Raw genomic sequence first — 14,723 nt, 5'->3', positions numbered from 1 at the left:
ATCGGTATGTCAGTAACATTAGCTAAAGAGTTTTGGTTTGTCGTAGGTTCTCAAAACCTGTATGGGGAAGAAGCATTGGCTGAAGTGAAAGCACATGCTCAGACGATGACGGATGCCTTGAATGCAAGCGGTGTGTTGCCTTACCCGGTTGTATTGCAGGATCTGGCTGTCAGCGCAGATAAAATCACAAGCATTATGAAAGAAGTCAACTATCGCGACGAGGTGGCGGGCGTCATTACGTGGATGCACACGTTCTCGCCTGCGAAAATGTGGATTCGCGGCACGAAATTGCTGCAAAAGCCGCTGCTTCACTTGGCAACTCAATACAACGAAAGCATTCCTTGGGCCACGATCGATATGGACTTCATGAACCTGAACCAGGCCGCTCATGGTGACCGCGAATACGGCTTCATCAATGCCCGTCTGAAGAAGCAAAATAAAATCGTCGTAGGCTACTGGGAGCGTCCGGAAGTGCATCAGCAAATTGCCGACTGGATGGACGTAGCAGTTGCCTATAACGAAAGCTTTAATATCAAGGTTGCTCGTTTTGGCGACAATATGCGCAACGTCGGCGTTACGGATGGAGATAAAGTCGAAGCCCAAATTCAATTCGGTTGGACGGTAGATTATTACGGTATCGGCGACCTCGTACAATACGTGAATGCTGTTACAGAGCAAGAAATCGACGATCTGATGGGGCTGTATGCGGAGCTATATACATTTGATTATGGCACGAGCAGCAAAGAGTCTTGGGAAGCTAGCGTAAGAGTACAAGCGAGCTATGAAATCGCGATGAAACGTTTCTTTGAAGAGAAAGGCTACAATGCCTTCACTACGAACTTCGAGGATTTGCATGGGATGAAGCAGCTTCCGGGTCTGGCTGTCCAACGCCTGATGGCGCAAGGCTACGGCTTTGCCGGTGAAGGCGACTGGAAGACGGCTGCGCTTGATCGCTTGCTGAAAGTGATGAGCCATAACCAAAATACAGGCTTTATGGAAGATTACACGTATGAAATGGCAGCTGGGCAAGAAGCCATTCTGCAATCTCATATGCTCGAAGTAGATCCGACTTTGGCCAGCAACAAACCAACCATCATCGTTTCCCCATTGGGTATTGGCGATCGCGAGGATCCAGCGCGTCTCATATTCGACGGCAAAGCTGGCGAAGGCGTCGTCGTCTCCATGGCGGATTTCGGCACCCATTACAAGCTGTTAATCAACGAGGTTTCCGCATTCGAGCCAACGGTTCCAGCTCCTAAGCTCCCTGTAGCTCGTGTGCTGTGGACGGTTAAGCCGAACTTCCAGGATGGCGTAAAAGCTTGGATTGAGAATGGCGGCGGCCATCATACTGTCGTTTCCTTGAACCTGACGACAGACCAAATCGTGACTTATGCTAAACTTGTGAACCTGGAGTACGTTGTAATTAAGTAACACCGCTGTACGCTTAAACAAATAAGCTTTTTCCTTAAGGCCGGAGGTGAACCTCCGGCCTTTTTCTTTTGCTCTAGGGTGTGTATGCAAACGGGAGCCCTTCTGCTGCTCCTTGTTAAGTGATTATTCGAGGCAAAGCTCTTCGGACCATTCAAGGCTTAAGGAACCACAGCATGCAAATGTTGCTGAGAGCACAGTTGCAGTGAGCACTGTGGCTGAGAACGCGCAGTTTTGGAAGCGAATTCCTTTTTTGGCGGACTGAGTTTCCGTTAATCTGGCTTTTGATTCCCTTTCGGGCATTAAGCGGACAGGAGATCCGCTATTGCCTTAATAATCCTCTCAAAATGACGATGTGCAGCGCATTAGCGGCCCCTGAGTCCGCAGCCTCTGTCGTAGCCCATGATTCGATTAAAATAGCGGTTTCTGTGTCCGCCAAGTCTGTCTAAATGTCTTTGTGCAGGAAGCAAGCCCCAGAAACGAAGAGCATGAAGCAGACTTTTGGTACGTAGGTTCACATTTTTCATATTTATAAGTTGTGCTATTCCCGGCAGCAGAGGGAAGACGTTTGAACGCTGGTTTTTATCGGAAACCAGCTCGCTTGCGTGTGCATACACGCTCTAGTTTCGGAAATGTTCCTTACATCCAGCCAGTGCAAATCATATTTATTAGCCCGTAGAATGTCTTCAGCTGTTTGAGCAATTATCGATTCTAATTTGGAATGTAACTCAGGATTTTCTATGTCTAATGCAAGCAGAATTTTCTTGCGTCCTTCCAAATCATGTTTTGCAACAACGAAAGCTTCAAGTATAAGGAGTGAGTTTTTCGATTTTTTTGAATGGTTAGAGCCTCCGTCGTTACTACTGCATAAAGCCTAAAACGATTCACGCTTTGAGTTTGTTAAGCATGTAGAATCGGGCAAACAATTCGTAGAAATGAGCAAGCCTCCTGCTGTGATTTTTGCAAAAATAATGATGTAGAGCAAGCATGAAACAAAACTATAGGAGGCAATATATATGAATATGATGAAAGCCATACAAGTTCCCGCCAAGGGAGAGCCAATGAAGCTGGTTGAAATTCCTGTGCCGCAGCCCGGAGAAGGACAAGTGCTTCTTCGTGTTGAAGCATGCGGAGTATGTCACGGGGAAGCGAAGGTAATCGAAGGCGCATCCTCACAGTATCCGCGGATTCCAGGCCACGAAGTTGTCGGTATCGTAGAGAAATTAGCACCGGGCTCAACAAAATGGAAAATTGGACAGCGCGTTGGTATCGGATGGAATGGAGGGCATAATCATGTGACAGCCCTTACGATGGATGGCGGATACGCTGAATATATGGTTGCTTTTGAAGATGCTCTCATTGTTATTCCGGAGGAAATTTCACCAGAAGAAGCGGCGCCGCTGTTGTGCGCTGGAGAAACCGTGTTCAGTGCATTGCGGAACAGCGCGGCGCGCCTGGGTGACCTTGTAGCGATTTCCGGCATTGGCGGGCTTGGCCATCTTGCAGTACAGTACGCAAAAAAAGCAGGCTTCCAGACGGTTGCGATTTCTCGCGGCCAGGATAAAGAGGAATTGGCACTTGAGCTTGGGGCGCATCACTATATCGATGCTGATAAGGAAGATCCGGCTGAAGCCTTGAAAGCATTAGGAGGCGCAAAAGTCATTGTCGCTACAGCGCCTAACGCAAAAGTGATCGCTTCCTTGGTTGGCGGCTTGGGTACGGGCGGTGAACTTATTATTGCTGCCGTTTCAGACGAGCCTCTGGAATGGTCTGCGATGGATTTTCTGAAAGGTCCAAACACGGTTCGAGGCACGTTTACCGGACAAGCGAAGGAGCTTGAAGCAACCATTCAATTTAGCATACTGACCGATGTACGGCCTATGATTGAAGTTTTTCCTTTGGAACGCGCTCAAGAAGCTTATGAAAAAATGATGTCTGCAAAGACGAAATTCCGTGCCGTAATAAGCATGTCTAAGTAATGGGGCGAAAATAATAAAAAGCACAATTTGACCTTTAGTCGAATTGTGCTTTTGTGTATAAACAATTGCGTATTTCTTGAATGTCTTTCTGTGGTGACAGACCAAACAGTCGCCGATAATCTCTGTTGAAATGGGACAAGCTTTCGTACCCGACTTCCATTGCCGCATCCGTTACATTTAAAGTCTTATCCAGCATTAATTGCCGTGCTTCCATCAGCCGGAGCTTTTTTTGACATTGCAGCGGCCCCATGCCCACGGCGCTCTTGAATTTTTGATGAAAGCTGGATACGCTCATATTGCTTTGTTCGGCGAGATCTTCTACGGTAAACGTATCTTTATAATGCTGCTTAATCCAGCTATTTGTATAATAAATATCGCCTGCCTGCTGGATTTTGACGATACTTTGGGCAAACGTTTTTCCATAAGGGCCGGTAATTAGATTTAAGATGATTTCACGCTTTAAATGTTTGGTCATAAATGCCATTTCATCTGGTTTTTCATTTATGTTTAGAAGGCGCATTATGACATCCAGAAGTTTATAGTCATCATGGGGCTGGATTTTTGACGCCATTTCTTTCTCGAATATTTTCCCCATAAAATCAGCTTCCATATCCAGCATGACGGACACGATATCATCTACAGAAAATTCGATATATAGAGCAAGGAATGGTGAAGACTGTGAAGCAGACAAAGCCATTCCGGATTTGGGACTGTCTATGGCGGATATAAGATATTGTCCGGGAGCGTAATCGGATACCCCAGTAGCAAAGTGGAGGCGCATAGTACCGTTTACAACTAGATAGATAAACGGATTTGGCGTATCGGGTATGATAATATCCTGCTCGCGATAACTATGAATCTCAAGGTAGGGGACAATGGTTCGGTTGATGCCGTCCGTTATCGCAAATCGATTTACGCTTGAATATAGATTTTCGATTTCGTTTCCCATCCTAACATCCTCCTTTATAAACAAATGAAAGCGGGCTTTGAACTTATTAGAACTCGTTTCATATCTGATTCTTCCCTATCATATCAAATTTGATAAGAGGAATCACTGGTAACATGATATTTACAGGTTGAATGGCAGGACGGAACAAATAGCAACGCAAGTGGGGAAATTGATGATGCAGACGATCCCGCTAACAGCTCTAGGGGTGATGTGCCAATTCCTCTGGGCCGATAGCCGTAATTAAGCATTATAAGGGGAAATGTCATTTAGAGAGAGACGGACCGGGCATTTCGACAAATCTGAATTAAAAAAAAGGAGCAAAGCAGCCAACAGAAGATGGCTGCCTTACTCCTTTTTTGTCCCTTCCTCAATAAACCTTCTTCTGATCCCGATCCTCCTTAATAATTTCGACCGCTTCCTTGAAGCGCAGCGCATGGACAATTTCCCGCTCGCGTAAAAACTTCAGGCTGTCCTGCAAATCGACGTCGTCGGTCATATCGATGAGCCACTGATAGGTGGCCCGCGCCTTCTCCTCAGCCGCAATATCCTCGTATAAATCCGCAAGCGGATCGCCCTTGGCCTGTATGTAGGCGGCTGTGAAAGGAACGCCCGAGGCATTGTTGTAAAACAGCGCGCTGTCATGGCTCGCATAATGCGGCCCCAGCCCAGCCTCTTCAAGCTGCTCAGGAGTGGCATCCTTGGTCAGTTTATAGATCATTGTAGCAATCATCTCTAAATGCGCAAATTCCTCTGTGCCGATATCCGTTAGCAAGCCAATGACCTTGCTTGGAATCGTATAGCGTTGATTCAAATAACGAAGTGCCGCCGCCAGCTCGCCGTCCGCGCCGCCGTATTGTTCGGCGAGATAACGCGCCATTCGAGGATCGCATTTGCTAACCCGAACAGGGTACTGGAGCTTTTTCTCATAAACCCACATGCCATTGTCACCTCCAACATGCTAAGCTGCCGCTTTCTAGAGAGCTGCGCAGATGTCAGCAGCGGCAGCCCGCTGTGCTTCATGCTGACTGTCTGTCAGGCCTGCTACACCTGCCAAGGCCAAGGCGTATTCGGCCATTGAAAAGGATAACCCGAGAAGCTGTGTCCATAGTTCATCAGCGGACCATACTTCATTTCGAACTGCTGGGCGCACTGCATGCGCTGCTGGGCCAAATAATTGAATTGCTGCAGGGCATGATGGTCATGCGGATGGGTGTCGAGATAGAGGTTCAGCTCAAGCAGGCCAAAATCCAGCTGCTGCAGCTCCAAAAGCTTGGCATAATAGGCTTCATCGCACACCATTGGCTGCTCACTCATGGCTAATAGCTCCCCCCTCCACATTTGGATGCGTACGGGCTGTATAAGGCAGGCCATAGCGTTCCAAGCCGCAGCGCCTCTTCTAGCGAAAATTGCGGAAGGTTCATCGGCTGAAAAGGAATGTACTGGTTCGGCGGAACGACATACGTCCGCACAATCATCGGCTCGCACGGATCATGCGGCCCGACAAAGGGGTACCATTTTCGAATTTGCGGATTGCTGTTCATGCACGGCCTCCTTCATCCAGCTAGCCAGCCTAACGCTTCTCTATGATTTATATATTGTCCAACAAATGGCCCTCTTGGCTGGAGTATTAAAACATTTGTATGTTCAACTTTCAGCTAACTTGCTTGTCTGTTGAAAATTTAAGCAGCTATTCGGCGGTTTGGGGATGGGCTTTCATGTCCGGCTCGGATAGCAACGTTACTTAGCAATGAGAGGATTAGGCAATCATTAGAGATTAATGAGATATCGCCCTCTTGAAGATTTAGCGCATAATGAACTTAAACCTCTAAGGAAAATGGTTATTCAAAGTATAGAGGGGGATGGGGAGCGGCTTGCATCCTAATATAAACAAGCAGGAGGAATTCATATGCAAAAAGTTATTTTGAACAATGGTGTTGAGATGCCTATACTCGGCTTTGGAGTGTTTCAAATCAAGGAGGCAGATGAATGCGAACAAGCCGTTTATGACGCTCTTATGGCAGGCTATCGCCTAATTGATACCGCTGCTTCCTATCAAAATGAAGAAGCGGTCGGCAGAGCAATCAGGCGAAGCGGCGTGCCAAGAGAGGAAATATTTATTACGACAAAACTTTGGATCCAGGATGCCGGTTATGAGAGCGCTAAGAAAGCGTTCGCCAAATCGCTGGAACGATTGCAAATGGATTACTTGGATTTATATTTAATTCATCAGCCATTTGGCGATGTTTACGGTGCTTGGCGGGCGATGGAGGAATTGTATCGGGAGGGCAAGGTCAAGGCTATCGGAGTTAGCAATTTTCAGATGGATCGTTTGATGGATTTAATGACTCACAATGAAATCATTCCGGCAGTAAACCAAGTTGAAACGCATCCCTTCTGCCAGCAAATAGAAAGTACAGCGTTTATGCAAGAGAACCATGTTCAGGTTGAATCCTGGGCTCCGTTTGCCGAAGGAAGAAACGACATCTTTCAGAATGAAGCTTTAGTGTCTCTAGCTGAAAAGCATAATAAATCCGTTGCGCAAATTATTTTGCGTTGGTTGACCCTAAGAGGAATCGTTGTCATTCCAAAATCTGTTCGCAAGGAAAGAATCATTGAAAACTTTAATATCTTCGACTTTGAACTAAGCACAGCGGACATGGAGCGGATTGCTGCTTTAGACTTGAAAACGAGCCAGTTCTTTTCACATAATGATCCTAAAATGGTGAAATGGCTGGGTGAAGTTAAATACGACATCTAACTGATTAGGCAGCCCACTTGAATAAATGAATTCATTTCAGATCAGAAACAATAAGCCAGTGCAGTGCCTCTACAAGGAGGAACTGCACTGGCTTATTTCGATTCCATATTCTGCGGCACCATCTGATTGCGCTCAAGCAGCGCCCATAACTCTTCGGCCATTTCCTTAGCTGGGTAGGGCATGGAACGGGTAATCCACCACTCCAGAACACCGATCGCAGCCGATACTAAAAACTGCTTCAGTACCTCTTTGTTCCGGTCTTTATTCATCTCACTCATATCGATGTTTTCACCAAGCTGCTGAAACATCAACTCCGTCATGCGGCTTCGGAAAGCAGGAATACTCTTGTTCGTCAGCAGAGTCGAATATAGGAAAGCATGCTCCTCTAAAAATTCAAGGGTTTGAAGCAGCAGCTCTTTAGACGTAAAGGAGGTTGCTTCCTCGTTAGGCAAGCATTTTTGCTGCAATTGGACTAAATGGACCTCTATGCATTGATCGAGAAGATCAAATTTGTCTACATAATGCAAATAAACGGTGCCCCGGTTTACATTGGCACGGTCTGCAATTTCGTTGATCGTTATTTGCTCAAAATTTTTCTCGGCCATAAGCGCAATAAAAGCCTTCATTATCGCTTCCCGCGTTTTGAGCACCCTCCTGTCCATAGGACTCCTCCTCCAAAAAATATTTTAAACAGCTAAGCCAAATATGTTGATTAATCAACGATTCGGACCCATTTAGCGATTGAAGCGAACCCAAGTCGTTGGTACTATCATTGTATTGAACGAATGTTGATAAAGCAACAAGTGTTCAGAAGAATGAGGGGGGCAATATGAAAATATTAGTTTATGGCGCGGGCGTTTTAGGCAGCTATCTGGCCCATGTGTTAGTGCAGGGGGGCAATGACGTCACGGTGCTTGCGAGAGGAAGCAGAGCGGAGGAGCTGAGCGAGCACGGGCTCGTCATTCGCCATTATTTTCAGCGTAAAACGACCGTAGATAAAGTGAAGATCATTCAAGCGCTCCCGGCGGATGACAGCTATGACCTGATTTTTGTTGTGATGAAATATAATAATTTTCCATCTGTGCTGCCGATTTTGGCGAAAAATAAAAGCAGCCATATCGTGTTTGTCGGCAATAATCCGACGGCTAGTACGACGGAGCAAGAGCTGCTGGAGAATAGCTTGCCTGACAAAAAGGCTGCCTTCGGCTTCCAGCTAAGCGGCGGACGCAGAGAAAAGGGGCGCATGATCTCCGTGCGTGGAGGCGGTCAAATGGTGCTTGGCAGCCTGAACGGGCCTTTCCCCTTTAAAGATTTAATTGACAAAGCATTTGCTGATGCCAAATATAAAATCGATTATCATGAGGATATAGATGCATGGCTTAAAAGCCACATTGTCTTTATTCTGGTGTTGAGCTCCGTAAGTTATGTCCAAGACAATCAATTTAAACAGATAGCGAAGGACAAAAAGCTGCTCCTGCAAATGATTGCAGCCGTTGATGAAGGCTTTAAAGTAATGGAGGCTATCGGCTATACGATTACACCTGCAAGCCAGGTTGATTATTTTCGCCGGAAAAGGCAGCTCGTCTACTTTTTTCTGAAAATTTATCATCGTCTTCCCGTTGCGAAAATGATAGATAGCTCATTCGTGGAAATCGCCCTTTTGCATAAAGCGTTCGACGTTTGGAAGCAGCAAGCCCATATAGCGACGCCAAACTGGAATGAGCTTGAGGAGGCGTTCCTTGCTAAAATGGAGGGGAAAGCTAACGAAAGACGATAAGTGGCGGATAAAAAAGGACAGCGCGGCTTCGCTCAAGCCCGCTGTCCTTGCTTACTTGCTTTCCATCGGCTGCTTCCCATTTGAGCCTGCTGCTGTTTCTGATCCTGTTCCGCTGCCACTGCCGATTCGCTTGAAAAGCAGCCTCAGCAGGGGAGGGATGGCGAAGTAGATGAACCATGTTCGAAACAGCTGGTAGACGCTGACGATGGCAACATCCGCATGAATTTCCTTGGCGATAATGCCCATTTGGTCCATGCCGCCAGGGGACATGCTAAGAAAAGCAGTGGCAGGCGACAGATTATGCAGCTTGGCAAGCAGCAGGCTCATGCCGAACGCTCCGGCAATGAGGACGATGCCGCTTAGGATGGCGAGCAGAGTGATGCGTGTTTTATTTTTCAAATTTTCCGGCCGCAGCAGCAGTCCGACATAGGTGCCGATCATGAGCTGTGCTGCGCTCAATAAGGTCGATGGCAGCAGAGGAGCATCTAAGCCAAAGTTATGAAGCAGTGCGGTTGCGATCATCGGGCCGAGCAAATAGGCCGAAGGCATCTTGATCTTTTTCGCCAGCAGCGCCGCCGCCACACAAGCGAGGGCAAACGGCACAATGCCTGGGAATAAGGCGCCCCACTGCGCCCACTCGGAGCCTGCTGCTGCAACGACGATCTCATCGTGAACGCTCCCGAATAATGGGCTGAATACGAGCAGCGGCACGCAGAAAATAATCATCATGAGCCGCGATACCTGCAAGAAGGTGACAACCGTAATATCAATGCCCTTCGTATCCTCCGCCAAAATAACCATTTGCGACAAGCCGCCCGGAATGCAGCCCATTAGGACGGTCGGCAGCAGCAATCCAGACAGCTTGGCAATCGTGATGCCAATTAACCCGCTAAATAGCAGCAGCAGTACCGTCATAAGCACCATAGTCGGCAGCTGATGGCCCATTTCCTTCATCGTGTCGACTGTAAGTGACAGTCCGATTGAATAGCCAATAATAAGCAGTGCTAGATTGCGCATGGAACTGGGCCATTGCGGTTTGAATGACTTTTTCAGAAATCGTGAACCGAGAAAGGCGAATACCATCGGACCGAGCAGCCAAGGCAGCGGCACATGAAGTGCTGCGAACAGATAGCCGCCGGCTAAAGCGAGCACAAGTGCCGTTACAAAACGGGTCACAGCTGGTCAGCCAGCTCAGCAATTCGTTTGTTCGCGTCTCCTTGGAACAGCCCGCCATGGTAGCAAATCACCTGCTCGATATCAAACGCTTTAAGCTTGCTGAGGGAACGGATAGCCTCTGCCATGTTTGGCGTGGCAGCAGGCACGGGCCCGGATAGCTGGCCATTGATTACCACCATGGCATCCCCCGCGAGAAGCGTCTTGCTCGGCTGATGATAGAGAGCAATATGCCCCGGCGTATGGCCGGGTGTATGAATGACGGTAAGCCCGCCGCCGAAGTCGAGTGTATCGCCATCTGCAATCGTCAAATTAACGTTCGGACGGGTTGGATGGATAAAAGTGTGCTCAAATGCTGTCCGCTGCGTTTCAGGCATGGTCTCAAGCAGCTGCGCCATCCTTTCAGGGGGCACTTTGAGCAGCTGCTCTTTCCCGTCAATCGCAGCCTGATCTCCAAGATGGGCGTAAACGACGGGCAGCTTGCGACTCGAGGACAAAAAGCCTGGCAAGCCGCCGATATGATCCAGATCCTGATGAGTAAGTATAATAGCGCTTGGCGGTACATCGGGAAATCCTTCCTCTACGACCATTCGCTGAATCGCTTCAGCAGAACCTGGCAGGCCGGTATCAACCAGCACCCAAAAGTCCGGACCCAGTATCGCTGTGGGATGAAAGACTCTATGATTGTCTCCCAAGCTTAAAGTCAATTCCAGCATTTCAATTCCTTCGGCTATGCGCATGTGCAGGCCACAGCTTTATCCCTATTTAAATAGAAACAAGCGGCAGCGCACCTCCTTTACCAGTAAAGTAAAACTTATGAGTTCAATATAAAACTAAATAGTTTCGGTGTCAACTCCAGACGTTGACCTCGCTCTTTCCTCATGTCAAGATAGGGGGGAGGAGGGCATCTAAATGGAGGAATTACGAAAAGGAAAAATTTTAGACGCTGCTTTGGCGCTTTTTCGGGAGAAGGGCTACAGCGCTGCATCCATGCAGGATATTGCTGAAGCTTGCGGCATGGCGAAAGCGAGCATATATAAGTTTTTTGCTTCCAAGGAAGATTTATTCACCGAGGTATTTACCGCCTGCTACCGTTCATTGCTGGAGCAGGAAGCGGAGCTTGACCGTGTGCAATCGCAGCAGGGGCTTGCGCCAAAGGAGAAGTTTCGCCGGAAAATTGAATTCCAGCTGTATTATACGATGGAGAACCATTTGTTCATGCTCGACTTTAAAGAGCTGCCGATAACGGCGAATGATAAATTTTTGACGGCATGGCAAAATAAAAAAGCGGCTATGCTGTCGTGGCATCGGGAGCTGCTGACAGAAGCGTACGGCGAGCAGATTGACGCTATCATATGGGATGTCGTCACCATTTTTCGAGGCATGCTGCTGCAATATTTGTCCTATGCCATTCAGAAGGTCATAGCCGTGCCGATGGCAGAGCTGGCCGCTTTTCTGGTGGACCGGATGGACGCCGTCGTCCGCGATATGGCGGCTAAGCAGCCGAAGCCGATTATTGATAGCGCGAACGTCTATTTTAACCATTTGAACCCGAGCGATGAGCCGGTACGGCGGGAAACGGCTGTGCAGTTTATTCAAGCACTGGCGGGGAAAATAGACGAGCTGCCTAAGCCAGAGGCTGTTCGCGCAGAACTGCGGGAGGTCGTTTCGCTCCTTGGGCAGGAGGCTCGGGCAGAGCAGCGGAATCCGACTCTTATACGCGTGTTTCTTGCGTATTTGGACAACGTTTCCGAGCTGAGAGCGGATGTGAGACAGCTGAATCTTATGCTGTTCTAGCAGCTTGCACTTGTGACTATTGCATAATGGTATGCGACCTGTCTAATAAAGCAATATTATCCCGAAAAATGTCGAAAGCATATTCACTCCCATGATCAAAATGTCGATATATTTAAGACACACATCAGAGGAGTGAAGTTATGAGGTTCAGCATTCGTTTTAAATTGCTAACGGGTTTTATTTCGGTAGCGTTACTGCTTGTTGCAACAGGATTAATCGCGATGTTTGGCATGAACGGCATGGGTGATAAAGCAAAGGAAATGAATGACAGGTGGATGCCTAGCGTAACTCTTCTCGGAATTATGAACGGGGACGTATCTGATATTGAGCGTCTTGCCCTGAACATCATTGTCGAGACGAACAAAGATGAAGTTGACAAGATGAATAGTGCTTTGAATGAGCTTCTCGACAAGGTGAAATCCGAACGTGAACAATTAGCAACGATGGTTCAAAGTGAAGAAGAGAAGGCGCTGTTCGATGAATTCGGCAAAAGCCTGGATCTCTATTTGGCTAAAATGCCGGAGTTTATCGCATATGGCAAAGAAAATAACTTTGAAAGGGCAAGCGAGCTCCATGCAACAGCTTACCCGCTCTGGTATACAGCCAATGATAATATTACCAAAATGATCAATCTGGGCATCGAAGGATCGAAAAGTGCTGCAGATCAGTCGGTCGACTTGGCTATGACAAGCACGAATACCATTATAGCTGTAGTCATCTTAGCTGTAATTCTGGCGCTGGCTATTGCAGTCTTGATTGCGCAAATGGTATCCAGGTCTGTACAGAAAGTAAGCAGAGCAGCGGAGCAAATTGCCCAAGGCGATCTGACCGGAGAGACAATCGTCATTAAAAACCGCGATGAAATCGGCGATTTGGCTAAATCCTTTAATGCAATGACCCACAGCTTGCGTGAAGTCATTCATTCCGTTTCCATGACCTCTTCACTCGTTGCTGCTTCCTCTGAGGAGCTGATGGCAAGCGCTGACCAGAACAGCAAGGCGTCGGAGCAAATTTCCGAAACGGTCGAGGAACTGGCTGTCGGAACTAGCGAGCAGGTTGAAATGGTGAAGCGCTCTTCCCAAGCGATCGACGAAATGTCGATTGGCGTCGAGCAGATCGCGTTGCGTGCGCAAAGCGTATCTACCTCGGCTCTTGATGCGGCTACCCAATCGTCAGAAGGAAACCGGACGATTCAGCAGGCCGTTGTGCAAATGGACTCCATTCAGCGCTCGATTTCCTCGCTTGCTGAGCTGGTTACTGGTCTTGGCGAGCGTTCGGATGAGATTGGCAAAATTACCGATGTTATTACCGCCATTGCAACGCAAACTAATTTGCTTGCTCTGAATGCGGCGATTGAAGCGGCAAGAGCAGGCGATCACGGTCGCGGTTTTGCAGTCGTAGCAGATGAAGTCCGCAAGCTGGCGGAGCAATCATCCGCTTCGGCTATGCAAATTACCGGACTGGTCAGCGTTATTCAGAAGGACACGATTAATGCAGTCCAAGCTGTAACGATGAACAAACAAGAGGTATCGCAAGGTATCGCGGTTGTGACGAATGCTGGAGAAGCCTTCGAACAAATTTTGGATGCCGTTAACAAGGTAGCTGGCGAAATCCAAGAGGTTTCGGCTAGTGCCGAGCAAATGGCGGCAAGCACGGATGAGGTTGTCGGCTTCGTGAAGCAAATTTCGCATATTGCGGAGGAAGCTTCGGGCGGCGCGCATAATGTGTCCGCAGCGACACAGGAGCAGCTTGCTTCGATGGAGGAAATTGCTTCCTCGGCGGCATCATTGTCCAGCATGGCTGAGGAGCTTCAGGATAAAATCAGCAGATTCAAAGTATAAGCGAGTGCCGGCTTTCAAGCCTCATTAGAAATAAAAGCAAAGAGACAGCTCCCCGTAGCATAGGGGCTGTCTCTTTGCTATTTACGGACGTATTCCTGCGGCGTAACGCCGACAACAGCTTTAAAATCTTTAATAAAATGCGATTGATCGTGGTAGCCAAGCTCTAGCGACAGCTGCGTCCAGTCATGGCTTGGGCTGCGATCCAGCGTTTCAGCGGCATTTTGCAGCCGGTACAGCTGAATGACCCATTTTGGCGTAACGCCGACATATTGATCAAATAGACGCTGAAGCGTTCTTTTGTTCATATGAAAAGCCTCGCATAGCTGATCGACCTTAGTAACGCTACGCTCGGCCATAATCCAATCAACCATCTGATTAATGAGCGTGACCGACTCGTCCTGTTCAGGCAGCTTCGGCTTAATGAAGCGCTCGGCGAGCTCGACCATTGCCGTTTCCGCTTCCAGTGACAGCAGCAGTTTCTCCATGGCTGGCCCATCTATATCGAAAATATCATGAATGCCCAGCGGATGGTCTGCTAGAGAGGACACCGGCTGCTGCATAAACGGATAAAAGCCGCCAGGGCGAAATTTCGCGCCGAATACGCAGCCTTTGCCTTCTACGAGATAACTATACTTCTGCTTGGCCGCCCCGAAAATGCCGCTTCTTCCTTGCTGAATGATAAGGTTCACGCATGGATTGGGCACAACCTCCTGCAAATATTGTTTTTGCTCAGTCAAGTCCCAGCTCACGATCCAGAAATGCTTGACGAAAAAAGCAATATCCTCGGAAGGCGCATAACGCGCAAGCTGAAAATTTTTCTCCCCCTCCTGCAAATGGAGAAGGCCCATGCTCGGTCGTTGCATGTTTGCGCTCATTATGAATTCCTCCGCAATTTATTGTCATAGTCGTTGTCGCGTTTTTACAATACTTGTTGTTATTTGCACGTTATAATAATTTTATCATAGCCAAGCATACTAGCAAGATAAGGTGAAACGGCTTTCGCCGTCCTCTCTCGGCGCGG

Annotated in this window: 14 protein-coding genes; 6 read left to right on the top strand and 8 right to left on the bottom strand. The window is 48.0% G+C overall.

Annotation, left to right across the window (positions count from 1 at the left end; genetic code table 11):
* Positions 1–6 precede the first annotated feature (6 nt).
* Positions 7–1,431 carry an L-arabinose isomerase gene (gene araA, locus BBD42_RS06850; RefSeq protein WP_099517569.1) on the top strand — a complete coding sequence of 475 codons (1,425 nt, stop codon included), beginning with the start codon at positions 7–9 and terminating at the stop codon, positions 1,429–1,431.
* 1,013 nt (positions 1,432–2,444) lie between these two features.
* Positions 2,445–3,407: a zinc-binding dehydrogenase gene (locus BBD42_RS06845; protein WP_099517568.1), complete on the top strand. Its 963-nt coding sequence runs from the start codon at positions 2,445–2,447 to the stop codon at positions 3,405–3,407.
* Between the two features lie 34 nt (positions 3,408–3,441).
* Here BBD42_RS06845 and BBD42_RS06840 read toward each other — a convergent pair whose 3' ends face one another.
* The 4 genes from BBD42_RS06840 to BBD42_RS06825 form a co-directional block, all read right to left on the bottom strand.
* Positions 3,442–4,356, bottom strand: a complete 915-nt coding sequence (locus tag BBD42_RS06840; protein ID WP_099517567.1) for an AraC family transcriptional regulator — start codon at positions 4,354–4,356, stop codon at positions 3,442–3,444.
* Between the two features lie 367 nt (positions 4,357–4,723).
* Positions 4,724–5,293, bottom strand: a complete 570-nt coding sequence (locus tag BBD42_RS06835) for a manganese catalase family protein (RefSeq protein WP_099517566.1) — start codon at positions 5,291–5,293, stop codon at positions 4,724–4,726.
* A 104-nt stretch (positions 5,294–5,397) separates the two neighbouring features.
* Positions 5,398–5,670, bottom strand: coding sequence for a spore coat protein CotJB (locus BBD42_RS06830; RefSeq protein WP_099517565.1), 273 nt, complete (start codon positions 5,668–5,670; stop codon positions 5,398–5,400).
* 2 nt (positions 5,671–5,672) lie between these two features.
* Positions 5,673–5,897: a spore coat associated protein CotJA gene (locus tag BBD42_RS06825; RefSeq protein ID WP_056032155.1), complete on the bottom strand. Its 225-nt coding sequence runs from the start codon at positions 5,895–5,897 to the stop codon at positions 5,673–5,675.
* A 365-nt stretch (positions 5,898–6,262) separates the two neighbouring features.
* Between BBD42_RS06825 and BBD42_RS06820 the strand changes: the two genes are divergently transcribed.
* Positions 6,263–7,114 carry an aldo/keto reductase gene (locus BBD42_RS06820; RefSeq protein WP_099517564.1) on the top strand — a complete coding sequence of 284 codons (852 nt, stop codon included), beginning with the start codon at positions 6,263–6,265 and terminating at the stop codon, positions 7,112–7,114.
* A gap of 92 nt (positions 7,115–7,206) precedes the next feature.
* Here BBD42_RS06820 and BBD42_RS06815 read toward each other — a convergent pair whose 3' ends face one another.
* On the bottom strand, positions 7,207–7,776 hold the full coding sequence (locus tag BBD42_RS06815; RefSeq protein WP_099517563.1) for a TetR/AcrR family transcriptional regulator: 570 nt from the start codon (positions 7,774–7,776) through the stop codon (positions 7,207–7,209).
* A 167-nt stretch (positions 7,777–7,943) separates the two neighbouring features.
* Between BBD42_RS06815 and BBD42_RS06810 the strand changes: the two genes are divergently transcribed.
* Complete coding sequence (locus tag BBD42_RS06810; protein WP_099517562.1) at positions 7,944–8,891, top strand: ketopantoate reductase family protein; 948 nt, start codon at positions 7,944–7,946, stop codon at positions 8,889–8,891.
* Between the two features lie 51 nt (positions 8,892–8,942).
* Here BBD42_RS06810 and BBD42_RS06805 read toward each other — a convergent pair whose 3' ends face one another.
* Together BBD42_RS06805 and BBD42_RS06800 are read right to left on the bottom strand one after the other, a co-directional pair.
* Positions 8,943–10,067 carry an AbrB family transcriptional regulator gene (locus tag BBD42_RS06805; RefSeq protein WP_099517561.1) on the bottom strand — a complete coding sequence of 375 codons (1,125 nt, stop codon included), beginning with the start codon at positions 10,065–10,067 and terminating at the stop codon, positions 8,943–8,945.
* Positions 10,064–10,780, bottom strand: a complete 717-nt coding sequence (locus BBD42_RS06800; protein ID WP_237163399.1) for an MBL fold metallo-hydrolase — start codon at positions 10,778–10,780, stop codon at positions 10,064–10,066. The genes BBD42_RS06805 and BBD42_RS06800 overlap by 4 nt, the downstream gene beginning before the upstream one ends.
* A gap of 196 nt (positions 10,781–10,976) precedes the next feature.
* Here BBD42_RS06800 and BBD42_RS06795 point away from each other — a divergent pair, with 196 nt between their 5' ends.
* Together BBD42_RS06795 and BBD42_RS06790 are read left to right on the top strand one after the other, a co-directional pair.
* The gene (locus BBD42_RS06795) at positions 10,977–11,861 is read left to right on the top strand and encodes a TetR/AcrR family transcriptional regulator (RefSeq protein WP_099517559.1); all 885 of its coding nucleotides are present in this window, start codon (positions 10,977–10,979) and stop codon (positions 11,859–11,861) included.
* A gap of 140 nt (positions 11,862–12,001) precedes the next feature.
* Positions 12,002–13,702 (top strand): methyl-accepting chemotaxis protein, encoded by a 1,701-nt coding sequence (locus BBD42_RS06790; RefSeq protein ID WP_099517558.1) that lies wholly within the window; start codon positions 12,002–12,004, stop codon positions 13,700–13,702.
* Positions 13,703–13,779: 77 nt separating this feature from the next.
* Here BBD42_RS06790 and BBD42_RS06785 read toward each other — a convergent pair whose 3' ends face one another.
* The gene (locus BBD42_RS06785; RefSeq protein WP_099517557.1) at positions 13,780–14,577 is read right to left on the bottom strand and encodes an AraC family transcriptional regulator; all 798 of its coding nucleotides are present in this window, start codon (positions 14,575–14,577) and stop codon (positions 13,780–13,782) included.
* Positions 14,578–14,723: the final 146 nt, after the last annotated feature.

The organism is Paenibacillus sp. BIHB 4019 (genome assembly GCF_002741035.1).
In the GTDB taxonomy this organism is placed as follows: domain Bacteria; phylum Bacillota; class Bacilli; order Paenibacillales; family Paenibacillaceae; genus Pristimantibacillus.
Note: the sequence above shows the minus strand (reverse complement) of the source record. Positions and strands in the feature narration are given on the sequence as shown.

Bases quoted from the DNA above. Each gene is read 5' to 3' on its own strand.
- BBD42_RS06835 (WP_099517566.1), bottom strand. From the start codon at position 5,293: ATGTGGGTTTATGAGAAAAAGCTCCAGTACCCTGTTCGGGTTAGCAAA.
- BBD42_RS06840 (WP_099517567.1), bottom strand. From the start codon at position 4,356: ATGGGAAACGAAATCGAAAATCTATATTCAAGCGTAAATCGATTTGCG.
- BBD42_RS06800 (WP_237163399.1), bottom strand. From the start codon at position 10,780: ATGCTGGAATTGACTTTAAGCTTGGGAGACAATCATAGAGTCTTTCAT.
- BBD42_RS06810 (WP_099517562.1), top strand. From the start codon at position 7,944: ATGAAAATATTAGTTTATGGCGCGGGCGTTTTAGGCAGCTATCTGGCC.
- araA (WP_099517569.1), top strand. From the start codon at position 7: ATGTCAGTAACATTAGCTAAAGAGTTTTGGTTTGTCGTAGGTTCTCAA.
- BBD42_RS06825 (WP_056032155.1), bottom strand. From the start codon at position 5,897: ATGAACAGCAATCCGCAAATTCGAAAATGGTACCCCTTTGTCGGGCCG.
- BBD42_RS06815 (WP_099517563.1), bottom strand. From the start codon at position 7,776: ATGGACAGGAGGGTGCTCAAAACGCGGGAAGCGATAATGAAGGCTTTT.
- BBD42_RS06795 (WP_099517559.1), top strand. From the start codon at position 10,977: ATGGAGGAATTACGAAAAGGAAAAATTTTAGACGCTGCTTTGGCGCTT.
- BBD42_RS06790 (WP_099517558.1), top strand. From the start codon at position 12,002: ATGAGGTTCAGCATTCGTTTTAAATTGCTAACGGGTTTTATTTCGGTA.
- BBD42_RS06820 (WP_099517564.1), top strand. From the start codon at position 6,263: ATGCAAAAAGTTATTTTGAACAATGGTGTTGAGATGCCTATACTCGGC.
- BBD42_RS06845 (WP_099517568.1), top strand. From the start codon at position 2,445: ATGAATATGATGAAAGCCATACAAGTTCCCGCCAAGGGAGAGCCAATG.
- BBD42_RS06785 (WP_099517557.1), bottom strand. From the start codon at position 14,577: ATGAGCGCAAACATGCAACGACCGAGCATGGGCCTTCTCCATTTGCAG.
- BBD42_RS06830 (WP_099517565.1), bottom strand. From the start codon at position 5,670: ATGAGTGAGCAGCCAATGGTGTGCGATGAAGCCTATTATGCCAAGCTT.